Origin of the sequence: Streptomyces sp. NBC_00690, from assembly GCF_036226685.1 — a bacterium.
Classification (GTDB): Bacteria; Actinomycetota; Actinomycetes; order Streptomycetales; family Streptomycetaceae; genus Streptomyces.
The window spans coordinates 654,674-671,223 of record NZ_CP109009.1 but is presented as its reverse complement, the minus strand read 5'-3'; the positions used below and the strand labels follow the sequence as shown (position 1 = coordinate 671,223).

The following is a 16,550-nucleotide window of genomic DNA, read 5'->3' as shown; positions in this document are numbered from 1 at the left end:
CTGCTCAGGCGCCCCTTTTCGGCCCCTAGAAGAAGCCCAGCTTCTTCGGCGAATATGACACAAGCAAGTTCTTCGTCTGTTGATAGTGCGCCAGCATCATGCGATGGGTCTCGCGCCCGATTCCCGACTGCTTGTAGCCGCCGAAGGCCGCGTGCGCGGGGTAGACGTGGTAGCAGTTAGTCCAGACCCTGCCCGCTTGGATGGCGCGACCGGCGCGGTACGCGGTGGTGATGTCACGGGTCCAGACGCCCGCGCCCAATCCGTACAGCGTGTCGTTGGCTGTGCGGATGGCGTCCTCGAAGTCCGTGAAGGATGTGACGGCGACGACGGGACCGAAGATCTCTTCCTGGAAGACGCGCATCTTGTTGTTTCCCTCGAAGATCGTTGGCTGTACGTAGTAGCCGCCGGCCATGTCCCCGTCATAGGTGATGCGTTCACCACCGGTCAGTACCTTGGCGCCTTCCTGCTGGCCGATGTCCAGATAGGAGAGGATCTTCTGCAACTGGTCGTGGGACGCCTGCGCTCCGATCATCGTTTCCGTGTCCAGGGGGTGGCCGGGCACGATGAGTTCGGTGCGGGCGACCGCCGCCGAAAGGAATTCGGGGTAGTGGCCGCGTTGGATGAGTGCGCGGGACGGACATGTGCACACCTCGCCCTGGTTGAGGGCGAACATGGTGAACCCTTCAAGTGCCTTGTCGCGCAGGTCGTCGTCGGCGTTCCAGATGTCGTCGAAGAAGATGTTCGGTGACTTTCCGCCCAACTCCAGTGTGACGGGTTTGATGTTCTCGGAGGCGTACTGCATGATCAGCCGGCCGGTCGTCGTCTCGCCCGTGAAGGCCACCTTGGCCACGCGGGGACTGGAAGCCAGCGGCTTGCCGGCCTCTACCCCGAAGCCGTTGACGACGTTGAGCACGCCGTCGGGCAGGAGATCACAGACCAACTCCAGCCAGTAGTGAATCGAGGCCGGAGTTTGCTCTGCCGGCTTGAGCACCACCGCATTGCCCGCGGCCAGTGCGGGTGCGATCTTCCATGTCGCCATCAGGATCGGGAAGTTCCACGGGATGATCTGGGCCACGACCCCCAGCGGTTCATGGAAGTGGTACGCGACGGTGTCGTCGTCGATCTCGCTCAGCGAGCCCTCTTGGGCGCGCAGGGCGCCGGCGAAGTAGCGGAAGTGATCAATGGCGAGGGGAATGTCGGCGGCGAGCGTCTCTCGGATCGGCTTGCCGTTGTCCCACGTCTCCGCGACCGCCAACTGCTCCAGATGAGCCTCCATCCGGTCGGCGATCCTCAAGAGGACCAGGGCTCGGTCACCTGCGGAGGTGCGCCCCCAGCCGGGCGCCGCGGCATGGGCCGCATCGAGGGCGCGTTCGACGTCTTCGGCGGTTCCGCGGGCGATCTCGGTGAAGGGGCGACCGTCGACCGGGCTCGGATTCTCGAAGTAGCCGCCACGAGCCGGAGGCACGTAGGCGCCGCCGATCCAGTGGTCATAGCGTGGACGGTAGGAGACGAGTGAGCCTTCGCTGCCAGGCGCTGCGTAGCGGGTCATGGCCAGGACCTCCCGGTGAAGACGCCGCCCGCCGTTGGGCGGTGCTCGTGTCAAGCCTAGGAGCAACGGGGTTGCAGGCAGGTTGCGTCGGGCCTGTCCGCCAGCGCCTCCGGAACGGGACGGGTGCACTGCGCCGGCGCTGCGACGGTGGACGTCAGGCTCCCTGCCAGCCGTCCAGCTCGCGGATGCGGGCGAGTGCGGCCGGTCGCTGCGCCCCGGGGAGGGCGCCCGCAAGGGCCCGCCACACCGGAAGGTCGTCCTCTCCCCACGGGCTGTAGGCCCAGTCCGCGAGGAGACCGGGATCCCCTCGTGAGATCAATGCGGCGCGTAGCTGGTCGGTGAGCCGTCGTCGCAGTCGCACCACGGCGGGTGCCATCGAGGCGGGGAGCAGGGGACCGGCGTAGGCGCTCAGTGCTCCCGTGACCGTTCCGGAGGCGAGCCGTCGGGTCACCGCACCGAAGTCGGTGTCCACCAGGGCCGCGAGGCGGTAGGGCCGTGATCTGAGGAGGTCCCTGCCCAGGAGGTGCCGCAGTCTCGACAGTTCCGCCCGCAGGGTGACGGGGGTGACGGACTCGTCCTCGTACAGTTCCATCAGCAACTCGTCGCCGCCCACTCCCTCGGGGCGGTGCGCCAGCAGGACCAGGATCTCACTGTGGCGACGGCTCAGGCGTAAAGTGCGTCCCTCGCTGAGCAGGAGTGCTTCATTGCGGCCCAGTGCGGTCAACCGGACGCTGCCGGTGGTGGGCGTCGGGGCGAGCAGGGCGAGTTGTGATTCTGCGGCTCTCGCGACCGCCGCGATGAAGGCGAGGCTGTGTGGGTGGGCGAGTCGGTTCCCGCCCGTGATGTCGACCGCGCCGAGCAGGCGGCCCGTGGCGGGATCGTGGATCGGTGCCGCCGCACAGGTCCACGGGTGTACCGGGCGCCTGAAGTGCTCGGCGGCGAAGACCTGAACGGGTCGGTCCACGGCTATCGCGGTGCCTGGTGCGTTGGTGCCCGCCGCCGTTTCCGACCAGCGGGCGCCGGGGACGAAGTTCATCCCTTCGGCCCGTCGCCGGGTGGTGGGCGGTCCCTCCACCCACAGCAGCCGTCCATGGGTGTCGCAGACCGCCACCAGATGGTCGCCGTCCATGGCGTAGGCGCTGGTGAGTTCGCGTATGAGGGGCATCACCCGGGCCAGTGGGTGGCTCTCCCGGTAGGTGGTGAGCGCGTCGTCGTCCAACTCGATGTCCGCGATGCCGTCCGGACTGACCAGGGCCCGGGCGCAGCGGCGCCAGGAGTCGGCCACGACGGGTCGAACCGGCGCCTCGACCCGGCCAGCGGTCACGTACGCGTCATACGCCCTGCGCAGGTCCACGACCCGTTTAGCCGGATCCGCACCCGGTTCCAGAGCCACCCATGCATCGGTCAAATCGGCCTCCCTGGAACCATCGTGACCTAGCCCGCCGAGCCGGACAAGCACGTCAAGTGACAAGTAGTCAGCAGGCTATCGCTTCGGTATTTTGTCCTCCTACCGTCGGCTGTCGTGCACCGGGGTCAGGCGAAGTTCACCAGGCGGATGTAGCGCTGCCAGTCCCAGAACGGTCCGGGGTCGGTGTGATCGGCTCCCGGCACCTCGTGATGGCCGATGATGTGTGCCCGGTCCTTGGGGATGCCGTACCGATCGCAGATCGACGCGGTGAGCGCGGCCGAACTCTCGTAGAGGGCATGGGTGAAGTAGGCGGGCTGATCCACCCACCCCTCGTGTTCGATTCCGATACTGCGGGTGTTGTAGTCCCAGTTGCCGGCGTGCCAACCGACGTTGTGTTCCCTGACACACTGCGCCACCGAGCCGTCCGACGACGCCACGACATAGTGCGCGGAGACCTGCCTTGCCGGGTTCTGGAAGATCTCGACGGTGTCGGCGAAGGTCTCCTGGGTGACGTGGATGACGATGAAGTCGATCGGGTACGAGGTCGGACGGCTGGAAGCCGTGTAGTTCTCCGAAGCCGCGGGTCGCCACTGCGCGGACGGATGATCCACTTCGCTGCGCTGGTGGGCGCTGTGGAACGAGGGGTCGCGCGATCCACGGGGTGCGGTGGCGTCGCCGTCCGGTCGGCGGGCGCGGTCTGCGGCATGAGCGGGGGTGATCAGGGGCAGCGCACCGGTGGCCGCCGCGGCGGCGCCCCAGAGGAGTCTTCTACGGTCCATCGGGCCTCTCCTGGTGGAATGTCAGAAGCGGGGCTTCGGGCCCGTCCGCCGGGTGGCGGTCGAGACCGCTCTGAGGATCTCGCGGCAGCCCCCGCCGCCCGGGGATGTCGTACGGGCGGATGTCGTGTCGCGGCGGTATCACGAGGGGAGGCTGAGCGCGCCGCGAGACTTCCCGCGAAGGGGCGCCCCGCGTGGTGGCCGGCCGTTCCCGGCCCGGTCCCGACCATGACCTTCCGGACATGCGGCAGGGCAGCGACCCGGACCTCATCCGGATCACTGCCCTCCGCCGGGTACGGCCGGAGCTCAGCCGCGCAGCGGGCGCGGCAGCTTCACATGGGTCACTCTGGTGTCGACGCCGCTGTCGACCAGCCTGCCCTGCTCGTCGAACGCCTGGGCCCCGTCCGACATGCCGAAGTCGTTGTCGTTGATCAGTGCCAGGGTGTTGCGGCCCACCAGGGCGATGCCCTCGATCTTGCCGGGAACTCCGGGGACCTTGCCGAAGTCGACGACCAGTTCCTTGGCGAGAACGGGCACGTCGGCTGCCGCGAGGTCCTCGACCTGCTCATAGCTCGGGGAGGTCGCCGGATCGTCCCACCGGCTGCCGAGGATGCCTTCGCCGCTGGGCAGGGTCACTCGGTGCAGTCGTGACGACTTGTCGGTGCGCTCCTGCACCAGGACGGTGTCGTCGTCGACCGGTACGAGGGACGAGAGCTTCAGTTCCGAGGTGTCGGTCTCCGACGGATCGACGACGTGGACCGGGTCGAACTGGTAGGAGTACTCCGCAGTCACCTCCCCTTCCTCGGGGGAGAAGCGCAGCAGTCGCACATTGCGGGACGACTCGCCCGCGGTCGCGTCCGGCACGAGCAGCGGGCTCTGCACCGCCAGGACGAGGTCGCCGCCCGGCAGCACGGTCAGTGCTTCGAACCCACGGTTCAGCTTGCGCTTCAGGAGGATGCCGGGCAGCGCTTCCACGACGGGGTAGTCAGCGCCCTGGAGCTTGAGCCCCTCGGGCACATAGCGGGTCAGCACCTTGCCGCGTGCGGAGACATGGATGAGGGAGGGCCCGTACTCGTCGACGAGCCAGAATGAGCCGTCCGCCGCCCGCGCCATGCCCTCGGTGTCCAAACCGCTGGGGTTGAAGGCCAGGGGGGTCGTCGCGTTGAAGTTGTACGGGGCCTCGTCGCGCGCGGCCTGGTTCGGCAGCCCCGTGACCGGCTTGCCGGAGGCGGTGGTGATGGGGATCGCCCGGAGTACGGACACCCGTTCGCCCGCGACGCGCACGCGTACGATCGCCGGGTTGAACTCCGGTACGGCGAAGGTGCGGCGCTTGACGCCGTCGACCTTGATCTGACCGTTGGGACCGCGGTCCGTCAACGCCCAGAACTCGCCCTTGCGATCGGCCGGGAACATGTCGCTGCCGATGCCGAGGTGTACCCCGCGGTCATTGGCGACGGAGTTCGGGATGAGGGAGTTGCTGAACTTCGCCAACGGGATCTCATCGAGGACCGCGGTTCCCACCACTTCAGGCGCCGCGGCTCGGGGCTTGCTGGGAGCGGGGCTGGTGCCGCTCGCCGTCGCGGCCACGGCGATGGCGGTGACCAGAGCGATCGGTACGCCGAATACGAGTGAGCGGCGCAGCGGCCGGGGCAGTTGTGCGTAGGGCGACATGGGCAGCCTCCTGGTGGGGGTCAGGCGGGTCTCGGGCCGGATGCGCTGGAGTCCTCTCATGGCCCGACGACGACATGTCCCCGGCATGAGCGGCGCCGGTTCGATGATGCACCGGGACGGCAGCCCCGGTGCATCACTGACCGGATGATCCATGCATCTGAAGGAACCCTGCCCTACGCGCGTAGGGCGTGGGGGGAGTTCGGAAGGGTTGGGTCGATCTCCCTCCCTGGTGCAGGTGGGACGGGTGTTGCTTTGAGGGGCTTCAGTCCAGTTCGCCCGCTACCCCCGGTAGCACCTCGGACAGCACCGCGTCGGGGGCAAGGCCCCCGGCCCCTGACAACACCCAGCGGCCCTTCTCCTTGTGGAACGGCCACCACCGGCCGTCCGCACCGATCCGAAGCTGCCTCTCCGCACCCACGACCGTCCACCGGCCGGCAGCGGCGAACCGCAACCGCGGGCGGTCCATGTCCTCCCACGCGCCGTCCAGGACCGCCGTCGCCCGCGCGAGCAACTCCGCGTCCGGAGTCCACGCATCGTCCAGTACCGCCAAGGCCGCCGGACCCCCCGCCTGCCACGCGCGCACCGCCAACTCCAACTCGACCCGCTGGCGACCGGTACCTGCCGCGAGACGTCCGGTGATCACCGGCCCCGGTTCCGAAGCGGCCAGCCGAACCGCATCGACGTCCAGATCCGTCCGTGCGGACCACGGTTGTCGGGCATGACCGGGCGAGAGCGCCTGAGCGAGGAGGTGGTGGGCCCGGGCTGCGGCATCGGCCGCGAGGAACTCCAACGCCGCCGGGTCGATACCGCTTCCCGGGTCGATCTCGCTGTCCAGGACGGGCGCCAGCCCGGTCTTGTCAGGCAGTGGAGGCGGATCGGGCAGGCGCGGCAGCGCGTCCTGCGCCGCAAACACCTCGTCGGCCCGTACGCCTTCGTGCGGCTGCTCCCGCTGTCCGTCCCGCGGGGCGCCCGCACTCGCCCGGGCCACGCTGCGGGCCTGCAAGTCGTTCAACAACACGCCTTCGCCGCGTCCCCGCAACAGCAACAGGACGAAGGGGTCTTGGTCGAGCAGACGCGCCACCTGATAGCAGAGCGCGGCCGTATGGGGGCACAAGTCCCAGGCCCCACAACCGCATTCGGGTTCCAGATCGCCGATGCCGGGGAGGAGCTCCACCCCCGCCGTCGCAGCGTCCTCGACCAGATGGGTGGGCATCTCCCGATCGAGGAGGGCTGCGATATGGCCGGCGCGATCCACCGCCATGTCGAGGAACCGGTCCCATGCGGCGTCCGTCAGCTCTTGCAACAGGACATCGCAACGGTGACCGGTGCCGTCGCGGTCGCGCACCACCGCGGTGATGCGGCCGGGACGCACGGAGACCGCTCCCACCGCTCCCGCCCGGGCGTTCTTGCGGCCCTTGGTGAGCTGACCGGAGTCCAGCGCGGTCTCCTCCAACGCCTTGACCCAGGTTCGCCCCCACCATGTCTGGGCGAAGCCCCGCCCGGGCGGGGGTGGCAGCGGGGCGAAGGTCCGCTCGCTCGTGTCGGGGCCGCCCTGCCCGGTCCCGTGCGGATCGTGTCGCCCGTCCATGTCCGTGCTCGCTCCTCTGTTGTCCGTACGATCGGTACCGTCCTTGCCGTGCGGGGCGTCGTCCGAGAACGACCGGTGGTCGTCGTAGCGCTCGCCGTGGCGGTTCATCCCGACGTCCCCCCGTCCCGACGAAGCCCCACCAACTCCGCCAACTCGGCATTGGTGAGCTCCGTCAGGGCCGCGTCACCGGAGCCCAGGACCGCATCCGCGAGCTCCTGTTTGCGCGCCAGCATGTCGGCGATCCGATCCTCGATGGTGCCTTCGGAGATCAGCCGATGGACCTGTACGGGCTGCGTCTGGCCGATCCGGTACGCGCGATCCGTGGCCTGGGCCTCGACGGCGGGGTTCCACCAACGGTCCACGTGGATGACATGGCCGGCGCGGGTGAGGTTCAGACCGGTGCCGGCGGCCTTGAGCGACAGCAGGAAGACCGGCACCTCCCCGTTCTGGAAGCGTTCCACCATCGCTTCGCGCTCCATGACGGGCGTACCGCCGTGCAGGAACAACGTCCGCAACCCACGTGCCGACAGATGCCGCTCCATCAGCCGCCCCATCTGCACGTACTGGGTGAAGACCAGGACGCTGCCGTCCTCGGCGACGATCGTGTCCACGAGTTCGTCGAGCAGCTCCACCTTGCCCGAGCGCCCGGTGATCCGCGGTTGTTCCTCCTTGAGGTACTGCGCGGGGTGGTTGCAGATCTGCTTCAGCGAGGTGAGCAGTTTCACGACCAGGCCGTGGCGCTCCATGCCGTCGGCCTCGGCGATCGCCGCCATCGTCTCGCGCACCACCGCCTCGTACAGACCCGCCTGCTCAGTGGTGAGCGTCACGGCACGGTCCGTTTCGGTCTTGGGCGGCAGTTCCGGGGCGATCCCGGGGTCGGACTTGCGGCGGCGCAGGAGGAAAGGTCGCACCAGAGCGGTCAGTTGCTCCGCCACCGCCAGATCGCCCCCCTCCACGGCGCGCGCATACCGATTGCGGAAGGTGCCCAGCTTTCCCAGGAGCCCCGGAGTGGTCCAGTCGAGGATCGCCCACAGCTCCGACAGATTGTTCTCCACGGGGGTGCCGGTCAGGGCGATTCGTGCCTTCGCGCCGATCGTGCGCAGTTGACGCGCGGTCGCGGAGTACGGGTTCTTCACATGCTGCGCCTCATCGGTCACGACCATGCCCCAGGCGGTGCCGCCCAGCCGCGCCGCATCGAGACGCATCGTTCCGTAGGTGGTGAGGACGAACTCACCGTCGCGCAGGTCCTCCAGGGTTCGGGTGGGGCCGTGGAACCGACGTACGGGCGTGCCAGGAGCGAACTTCTCGATCTCGCGCTGCCAGTTGCCCAACAGGGACGCGGGGCAGACCACCAGCGTCGGTCCCGTTGTCGACTCATCGATCTGTCGGTGTAGATGCAGCGCGATCAGGGTGATGGTTTTGCCGAGACCCATGTCGTCGGCGAGGCAGCCACCGAGACCGAGCGAGGTCATGCGGTGCAGCCAGTTCAACCCTCGCAGTTGGTAGTCGCGCAAGGAGGCTGCCAGCGATGGCGGTTGACCGATCTCCTGACTGCCGCCTTCCGGGTCGGCGAGCCGATCGCGCAGCTTCGCCACCCAGCCGACCGCCTGGACCTCGACCCTTCGGCCTTCGACCTCCGTGGTGCCGGTGAGTACGGCACTGAGCGCATCGACGGCAGCCAGGGTGTGGTCCTGGTGCTCGCGGGCGCGGCGGACCTCATCAGGGTCGACGAGAACCCACTGGTCACGCAATCGCACCAGCGGACGGTTCGCCTCCGCCAGTTGGTCCAACTCCTCGGCGGTGAGCTGTTGATCACCCAGCGCGAACCACCAGTTGAAGCTGAGCAGCGCATCGGTGGAGAGCACCGAGGGGAGTCCCGAGCGTTCGGTGGCACGCGCCTCCGGAGTGCCGTCCGCCGGTCCGATCACGGCCCGGGCGACGAGCCGGTGCGCCAGTTCCTTGGGCCAGTGCACCTCCACCCCGCAACTGGCGAGGACCCGCGTCGCATCCCCGAGTAGTTCGCAGACCTCCTCCTCCGCGAGGGGGAGCACATCGGGTACGGCAGCGTGCAGCAGCGGGGCCAGCGGCGGCCACGCCCGGGCGGCTCGGCGCAGCGCGAGCAACAGGTCCATCCGGGCCCGTGGGCCGAACGCCCCATCGAGACGATCACCGCTGGTCCAGACGTCCGCGACGTCCGCGACGATGGCCGGGTCGCTGGCACTGTGCAACTGGAGTACGGCGTGCAGGGACGGTGAAGCGGCTTCGTCCTGCCCATCCTGCGGGTCTGCCGGGTCGAGGGCCGACGGCGAGGAGCCCTCGGTCAACTCGATCCGCAGGGACAGGCGCACGCCCGCATCATGCCCGGCGCCGATGTCCGCGGCCCAGGCCCGGGCGCCCGGCAGGACCTGAGGAGCATCGGCGGCGAACGCCGGTGCCCCCGCGGCGATTTCCGCCGCGGGGGTACGGGGCAGGGCGTCCGCGACCGCGTCCAGGAACGATCGCAGCAGTCGCTCCGGTTCGGGCAGCAGTACGGGCGTGGATGTGCCCGGTGCCGTTGGATCGAGCGGCACGGAATGGGCGGTCACGGGCATCGCCGCCGCCAGTGTGCGGATGCGCTCCGTGTCCTCGGTGGTCAGCGGGCCCACCCGCCATGCGTCATGATCAGTCGGCGTCAGTCCGGGGAGCAGCAGTCCCCGGGCGATGAGCTGGAGGGCGAGGACGGCGGCTGAGCCCCAGAACCGGGCGCTCGGCGAGGCCATGTCGTCGCCCCGCGCCCTGGTGAGAACCGCCAGTGCCGCATGTACCGGGAGGGTCAGGGCGGAAACGGTCTGTGGCACGATGCCATCGGAGATCACAGTGAGATGGTCGACGGTCCCCGGCGGGATGGAGGCAGGGAGTTTGAGTCCCCCGTCGGACCAGAAGGCAAGACGACCAGCGCGGGGCGGATCTGCCGGCAGGAACACCACCGAGCGGGAGACGAGCGCACCGAGGGAGCTCGCGTCAGGGCTTTCCGAGAGGGGCAGGGCTGGGCTGACGGGTGGTTCAGCGGTCGGCGAGGGCGTTGCCGCAGAGGGCCTGTGCACAGCGATGACGCGTTCCTCAAATTTGACTAGCTTCGACTGGGAGTCGCCGAGGGTACTCCACGACGGCCGTTCACGGTCGCCACGACGCTGTGATCCAACTCACTGATATCAGTTCGGCGCTCATGGGTGCACTCACCACCACCTCCGCGGGGGAGGGCCCGCCCCCGCAACGTACGGGGGATGGCGTCATGGTCACGACCGGCCCGCCTTGTCTACGTTTTCTCAGGTCAGCACAGTCCCATCCAGGCCACCGCGCCCGCAACAACCGGAGACGCCATGCCCCAGGCAAGCCCACGCGTGGACAGGGAACCCCTGCCCACCGCACCGCCGACAGGGGGCGGCGAGGCCGGGGAGACCGCGTCGCCACGTCACGCCGCGCCGGCGCCCGAAAGCCGCCAACCCGCCCGCGATCGATCCGGCCCACTGCGCACCACGACCGGGTCCGCGTCGCCCGGTGCGACCGTCCCGTCAGCTCGCGGCGCCAGCGAGTTCACGCCCCTTTTGCGCACGGTGAAGGGGCAGGGACTCCTGGAGCACCGCCCCGGCTGGTACGCGGGGAGCATCCTCGTCAACCTGCTCGGTCTGGCCGCGACGGTCGTCGGCGTGGCGATCCTCGGAAGCTCCTGGTGGGTACTCCTGCTCGCCCCGCCGCTGGCTCTGCTCTCGGCCAGAACCGGCTTCCTCGCGCACGACGCCGGCCATGCGCAGATATCCCGCGACCGCCGCACCAACAGGCTCATCCAACTGTTCCACGGCAATGTCCTGCTGGGCATGAGCCAGCAGTGGTGGAACGACAAGCACCAGCGCCACCACGCCCACCCCAACGACATCGACAAGGATCCCGATGTCGCCGCGGACATCCTGGTCTTCACCCAGCGACAGGCCGGCGGCCGATCAGGGTTCCACGGCTGGCTCACCCGCCACCAAGCATGGCTGTTCTTCCCGCTGACCACCCTGGAAGGGATCGCGCTCAAGGTCTACGGGCTGCGAGCGGTCTTCGCCCCGAACCGCCCCAACGGTGCACCGCGCTCCCGTACTGATCGGGCCACGGAGGGGCTGCTCCTCGTCGCACACCTCATGGGTTATGCGGCCCTGCTCCTCGCCACCATGCCGATCGGCCGCGCACTCCTCTTCGCCCTGATCCACCAACTGCTCCTCGGGCTCCATCTGGGCATGGCCTTCGCACCGAACCACAAGGGGATGCCCATGCCCGACGAGCGGGAAGGCCGCAGTTGGGGGCACCTTCGTCGACAGGTGCTCACCTCGCGCAACGTCCGCGGTGGCGCGGTCACCGACTGGATGCTGGGCGGACTCAACTACCAGATAGAGCACCATCTGTTCCCGAGCATGTCGCGACCGCACCTGAAGCTGGCCCAACCCCTCGTGCGCGCCCACTGCCGCTCGCTCGGCATCCCGTACGCGGAGAGCGGACTCATCGATTCCTACCGGCAGGCGCTCACTCATATGCACGAGGTCGGCGAGCCCCTGCGGAATGCCAGGAACGGAGAGAAGTAGGGATGGCGTCCAAGAGTCGAAAGAAGCTCAAGAAGCCCAGAGGGAAGGAGTGCGGTCCTCGACGCGACGAGCTTCGTCCCGAGGGTCTCTCCCCGGCTGTGGGCGAACGATCGTCCGCTCCTCGCGGGGGCTCGCCCCACCACAGATGACGGCGGAGGGTCGGTACGCGGACGGCCGCCGGGTAGGTCGTGGGCGCCAGCCCGTCCGGACCCGGGATCGAGTGAGCTCAGGAGAGCTCACCGGACCTGGGATCGAGTGAGCTCAGTGGGCCCGAGCCTGTACGGAACCACCGGGGGAGCCCGTACGTTGTTCCTTTCAGATGTCGGGGCAAGGCCATGCAAGGAGGCATTGACGTGTCAACGCGGACAAAGGTCGTCATCGCAGGAGTGGCCGTGGCTCTGCTGCTGAGCCCGCTGCTTGGCTGGTACTCGCTCCTGGTCGTGCTCGGGGTGCCGGCTCTGGCATATCTGATGCTCGACCCCAGCCAGCGCCGCAGGCTGCGAAGGGTCAGCCGCAAGGAGCTCGGCCGCTGACCTGATCCGCCCCGCGGGGCGGTCGTGGGGGTGCGGGCGGGCCATCTCGCATCCTCGCGATGAGGCGTGTGCGATGCCGCCGCTGCGCTGTCGGTTGTCGGCTGAGCAACGCGCGGTGTCAGCCGCCGGGCCTCACTGCCATCTCGGCGAGGGCCGTGAGGAGCTCGGGGAGCTCATCGCCCCGCCTCACGGGGAAGACCTCGTGAGGCTCCTCGTCCAGGAGGAAGAACGCCATGTCGTCGGTCCTGGCGACCATGGACCAACCCGGACCGTCCGCGCGCAGTGTCCGAGCACCGCCGGGGGCGAAGGTGGATCGCACCCGTCCCACCGGCGGTGGGAACTCCAGATAGCTCCGTGCCTGGTCCATGGCTTGACGCAGTCCGGGGTGCGCACGTCGCGACTGTGCTGCGCTTGTTTCCGGCGACGGCAGGGCCTGCTCATCCTCGATCTGTTGGCGCCACTGGGACCATTGGAGCGCGATCTCATCCGCACCCAGCCGCCGCTGGGCCGGCCCCCATTCCTCCGAGCTGGGCGGTGCCAACGGCGGGACACTCCCTTCCTCGGGTTCCGGATCATGAGGTTCCGGCACCCCGGGGGCTGCGACCGCGACGGACAGCGGCCAGCCGGGCAGGGCGGTCACCACGGTGCGATCATGCGGAGAGAGGTCGTACTCCATCCCGCAGTCCCATGACGCGATGGCCACGGCGACGAGCGGTACGTCGTCCACCACGACGGTCCAGCGCGCGCCTTCGTAGTCCTGACCGATCACCAGGCCGTAGCCGTCTGCGTACGGTTGTACGCCCAGTGCGGCGCACGCGGCAGGGAAATCGTCGCCGAGCACGCTGGGGAACTGGGCCGGGGTCAGGAGCACCGCGGTCAGTACGTACAGCGCGTCATCATCGACGGAGACTTCCGTCTCGGCCATGATGCCTCCTCGCCCGGTCATTCCTGCCCGATGGTTCGTCGGCGCACCCTAACCAGTGGGTAACCCAGCCGTCGAGTGTCTCGCGACGACCGGAAACATCCTTGCAGCCGTTGAAAGTGCTGCCCCGCCACCCCTCGGGGTCAGCCGCCTAGCCGGGCGGGGAGGCCCAGGAGACTCCGCGCCACCGTTTGGGGAGACTCGTCCCGTTCCCGCGCAAGGGCTATGACAGCCCGACAGGCCAACTCGTTGATGCCGAACGAGAGTGCCTCGGGGGAGACCCACGTCACCGCTTCGTCCATCTGTACCTGGTCGTCCTCTGCGCACCCGGACACATAGGAGGCCGCGGCCTCGAAGAGGTTGTGTTGCGGTGAGCGGACGGGCGCTGCCGGAGTCTTCTGCTGCCTTTGGACGAAGAGCCTGCGGAGTCTGCTGAACACCCGGACCACCTTCCCCAGCGGCGACGGGGCGTCGCCGATCCCTGTACTGTGCATGCCCGTCCGGCGCTGCCTTTAGAGCTCGTACGGCAAGCCCTGTGATCTGGGAAGATCCGGGCGCCAGGAGCGGAGATGCCGCTTCGGTGCTCAGCGGTTGCCGGGACCGCCCGTCCGCTTGCCCTTCCGCACGGCCAGGACGAGGAAGCGAGTGTCCTGGTCCTCGTACGACGTCATCGTCCATCCCGATGCGGCCAGCAGGGCATCGAGTGGGGGCGCGGCACGCAGGTCGTCGTCACGAAGTTGCCTCCCTTGACGGTTGGCGAGCGCTGCACGGCCCACGGGGTGGAACAGGGCTAGTCGCCCACCGCTGCGCACGACCCTCGCCAACTCGGCCAGCCCGACGGCCGGATGGGGCAGATGGCTGATGAGCCCGGCGGCGAACACCGCATCGAGGCAGTCGTCGACCAGTGGCAGTCGACTGACATCGGTCAGGAGGAGAGAGCCGTACTCGGCACGTCCCGCGTCCGCGGCTTCCCCGAGCATGGCAGGTGTGAGGTCCGCGCCCAGCACGGTGCCTCGTGGCCCGACGGCCGACCGCAGGGCAGGGAGTGCCCGTCCGGTACCGCATCCCGCGTCGAGGACGGCACCACCTGACGGCAGGTCCAGTGCGGCCACTGCCGCAGCGTAGGCGGGTCCGTCGTCCGGGAAGCGGGTGTCCCAACCGGCTGCACGGGGGCTGAAGAACTCCCTCACGGATCGTTGGTCGTTCCTCGGGTCGACTGACATGGGCGGCGGAATTCCTTTCGGCAGTTCGGTCACGCTGGGCGACACTCTTGGTCTGGTCCAGGTGAAGCGATCATGCCCGAAGAGGCGATCCGAGCGACCTCGTCGGTCTGCCGTGCGGGGTATCCATCGAGGACCTCTCGTGTCACGCCGCATTTGCGCGAGGAGGTCAGGCCGGAGTGGCACTTGGCCATGGTGCCCGATCCCTGGCCCGCATGAGGACATTCGAGCGGAACCGTTTGATGGATTCGGCCCGCCGCGAGTATTTTCGTCAAAGCGTGCGAGAGAAGTGCAATCGTTCAGATTTCTCATGCCTGTTGGCGCATCTGCCACTGGCTCCTCGTCAATTCGTAGTGGACATCGCCAGACTCTGCCCCTTCGATATAGTCGGGCCATTCGTCGAAGGTGGTGCGTACAAGCGTGAGACCTGATTTCTCCATCACTCGGCGCGAGCCGTGATTGACCGCCATGGTGGTCGCGATAACTGTCTGGACTCCCCAATCGTTGAATCCTTTACGGATCAATACCCGTGCGCATTCGGTGGCGTATCCCTTTCCCCAGGCGGATCTGGTGAGCCGATAGCCCAGCTCCACCACTTCGCCGCTGGTGTCGACGATGGGTCGGAACTCCATCCATCCGAAGAACTTTCCACTTTCCGGCTCGCAAACGGCCCAGTAGCCCGGCCGATCCGTAGCGGGGTGGCGTCGGATGAACCGCGGTAGAGCGTGCTTCCGCAGGTAGTCCCGGGTGGGGGGTGGCCCGCCGCCGATGAAGCGCATGACGTCGGGATCGGAGTCGAGGCCGAGGAGATGGTCTAGGTCCGACTCGATGATGGGACGGAGGGTCAGGCGTTCGGTGGCGATGAGAAACGTCATGGTTCATTCTCTGCATCTCCCGGCGCGGCTTCCCAAGGGTTTTTCCCGCGAGGTCCTGGGTGGATGTCTAGACCTTTGGTTCAGGGGAGGGCTGGGTGACAACTTCATTCTCGCGACCCAGTCATGTCGCCCATCGTTGAATGCAAGGCCGGAGGTGCGGATCTGCTCGTATTTCGATGTGCTGCTGCCCGCGTTTCAGATCTTCCTCACCTGCTCCGTTCCAGCAGAAGCCGTACCCGATCGAGAGCCGTCCATGGACAAGCCGGAGCTCGTCGAGAGAGAGGAAGGGTTCACTCGGTGTGGGTGCCCGAGGCATGCCTTCCAGGAGGGTCCGCCGTACGCCCCCGGGGGTTACTGAAGAGTCAGATACCGTCGAGTGGTCAACGGGCCAGAGCGAGTGGTGAGTTCAGTCGAGCCATTCCGCACGACTGACTCCTGGAGGAACGGGGGTGGGCTATCTCGTGGATTGACTGATCCGCGCGTCGTGAAGGTGATGTGGGCGAAATCGTACCGACGGTTGCGTGAGGAGTACCCGCTACCGATTCTTCGGCTTCACTTCTTGGTATTAACGGAGAGATATATGGATAGAAGTTGAAGATGGCAAGCGATACGATTCACTCTCTCAAGTCTTCTGCCCCATGGGCCACATCTCTTTCTCATCATGACGGTTCATTTCCGGCACGCCCGTTGTGTGGAGGCATCCTCCAGGCCCTGCCTCAGACTTGAGGGTGCAGCCGAACGCTCGGGCCGCAGCGTGAACCGGTCGGGATTCGGCTGCGGATCCATCCGGTGCGGCTGTCTGAATATGCCTGCCGAATGTACACAGTGGTGCTCCGCGATTCGATGCGCTAGTTACACCTTGCCCTGTCGTCCGGTGTACGAAAGGCTTACGCGCACACGGGGAACATATGAGCGGGGAGGGACCACCATGCCGCTGGACAAGGGACTTGACTGGCTGCTCGACGATCTGACCAAGCGGATCGAGCACATCAGGCATGCACTGGTGCTATCCAACGATGGCCTGGTGACCGGGGCGAGTACGGAGTTGGCGCGCGAGGACGCCGAGCATCTGGCGGCAGTCTCTTCGGGGCTGCACTCCCTGGCTCGTGGCTCGGGACGCCATTTTCGCGCGGGCAGAGCTCGTCAGACGATGGTCGAGTTCGACGAAGCGCTGCTCTTCGTGACGGCTGCCGGGGAAGGCAGTTGTCTCTGCGTGCTGAGCGAGGCGGAAGCCGACGTCGGGCAGATAGCGTACGAGATGACCCTGCTGGTCAACCGGGTGGGTGAGCATCTGAGCGTCGAGGCGAGGCAACCGGGAGTGCGCAGCTCCTGACCTGCGGGTACATCTGGCTTCAGCCAAGGGCTGATCTCCCGCTCAACAGGCACCGACGAGGTTATCCACAGGCTGGA

13 protein-coding genes are annotated in these 16,550 nt (G+C 67.7%); 3 read left to right on the top strand and 10 right to left on the bottom strand.

All coding sequences use genetic code 11. The annotated features are described in order from the left end of the window. Nucleotides 1-25 precede the first annotated feature (25 nt). The 6 genes from exaC to OID54_RS02860 form a co-directional block, all read right to left on the bottom strand. Nucleotides 26-1,549: an acetaldehyde dehydrogenase ExaC gene (gene exaC, locus OID54_RS02885; protein WP_329013447.1), complete on the bottom strand. Its 1,524-nt coding sequence runs from the start codon at nucleotides 1,547-1,549 to the stop codon at nucleotides 26-28. 154 nt (nucleotides 1,550-1,703) lie between these two features. Then, nucleotides 1,704-2,957: a GAF domain-containing protein gene (locus OID54_RS02880; RefSeq protein ID WP_329013443.1), complete on the bottom strand. Its 1,254-nt coding sequence runs from the start codon at nucleotides 2,955-2,957 to the stop codon at nucleotides 1,704-1,706. A gap of 125 nt (nucleotides 2,958-3,082) precedes the next feature. Beyond that, the gene (locus tag OID54_RS02875) at nucleotides 3,083-3,736 is read right to left on the bottom strand and encodes an N-acetylmuramoyl-L-alanine amidase (RefSeq protein WP_329013439.1); all 654 of its coding nucleotides are present in this window, start codon (nucleotides 3,734-3,736) and stop codon (nucleotides 3,083-3,085) included. A 303-nt stretch (nucleotides 3,737-4,039) separates the two neighbouring features. Continuing rightward, on the bottom strand, nucleotides 4,040-5,404 hold the full coding sequence (locus tag OID54_RS02870; RefSeq protein ID WP_329013436.1) for an esterase-like activity of phytase family protein: 1,365 nt from the start codon (nucleotides 5,402-5,404) through the stop codon (nucleotides 4,040-4,042). A 262-nt stretch (nucleotides 5,405-5,666) separates the two neighbouring features. Beyond that, nucleotides 5,667-7,100, bottom strand: a complete 1,434-nt coding sequence (locus OID54_RS02865; protein WP_443055512.1) for an SWIM zinc finger family protein — start codon at nucleotides 7,098-7,100, stop codon at nucleotides 5,667-5,669. Beyond that, the gene (locus OID54_RS02860) at nucleotides 7,097-10,015 is read right to left on the bottom strand and encodes a DEAD/DEAH box helicase (protein WP_443055748.1); all 2,919 of its coding nucleotides are present in this window, start codon (nucleotides 10,013-10,015) and stop codon (nucleotides 7,097-7,099) included. Before OID54_RS02860 ends, OID54_RS02865 begins: the two co-directional genes overlap by 4 nt. A 336-nt stretch (nucleotides 10,016-10,351) precedes the next feature. Here OID54_RS02860 and OID54_RS02855 point away from each other — a divergent pair, with 336 nt between their 5' ends. Both OID54_RS02855 and OID54_RS02850 read left to right on the top strand, forming a co-directional pair. Then, on the top strand, nucleotides 10,352-11,590 hold the full coding sequence (locus OID54_RS02855) for a fatty acid desaturase (RefSeq protein WP_329013429.1): 1,239 nt from the start codon (nucleotides 10,352-10,354) through the stop codon (nucleotides 11,588-11,590). Between the two features lie 353 nt (nucleotides 11,591-11,943). Beyond that, nucleotides 11,944-12,123, top strand: coding sequence for a hypothetical protein (locus tag OID54_RS02850; protein ID WP_329013426.1), 180 nt, complete (start codon nucleotides 11,944-11,946; stop codon nucleotides 12,121-12,123). 118 nt (nucleotides 12,124-12,241) lie between these two features. Here OID54_RS02850 and OID54_RS02845 read toward each other — a convergent pair whose 3' ends face one another. The 4 genes from OID54_RS02845 to OID54_RS02830 all read right to left on the bottom strand — a co-directional run bounded on the left by OID54_RS02845 (nucleotide 12,242) and on the right by OID54_RS02830 (nucleotide 15,140). Beyond that, nucleotides 12,242-13,048 carry a hypothetical protein gene (locus tag OID54_RS02845; RefSeq protein ID WP_329013423.1) on the bottom strand — a complete coding sequence of 269 codons (807 nt, stop codon included), beginning with the start codon at nucleotides 13,046-13,048 and terminating at the stop codon, nucleotides 12,242-12,244. 140 nt (nucleotides 13,049-13,188) lie between these two features. Continuing rightward, nucleotides 13,189-13,485 (bottom strand): hypothetical protein, encoded by a 297-nt coding sequence (locus OID54_RS02840; RefSeq protein WP_383537731.1) that lies wholly within the window; start codon nucleotides 13,483-13,485, stop codon nucleotides 13,189-13,191. Between the two features lie 144 nt (nucleotides 13,486-13,629). Further along, complete coding sequence (locus tag OID54_RS02835) at nucleotides 13,630-14,268, bottom strand: class I SAM-dependent methyltransferase (RefSeq protein WP_329013420.1); 639 nt, start codon at nucleotides 14,266-14,268, stop codon at nucleotides 13,630-13,632. A 305-nt stretch (nucleotides 14,269-14,573) separates the two neighbouring features. Continuing rightward, entirely contained in the window at nucleotides 14,574-15,140 is a 567-nt protein-coding gene (locus tag OID54_RS02830) for a GNAT family N-acetyltransferase (RefSeq protein ID WP_329013417.1), read from the bottom strand. A 928-nt stretch (nucleotides 15,141-16,068) separates the two neighbouring features. Between OID54_RS02830 and OID54_RS02825 the strand changes: the two genes are divergently transcribed. Beyond that, nucleotides 16,069-16,473: a roadblock/LC7 domain-containing protein gene (locus OID54_RS02825; RefSeq protein WP_329013414.1), complete on the top strand. Its 405-nt coding sequence runs from the start codon at nucleotides 16,069-16,071 to the stop codon at nucleotides 16,471-16,473. Nucleotides 16,474-16,550 lie beyond the last annotated feature (77 nt).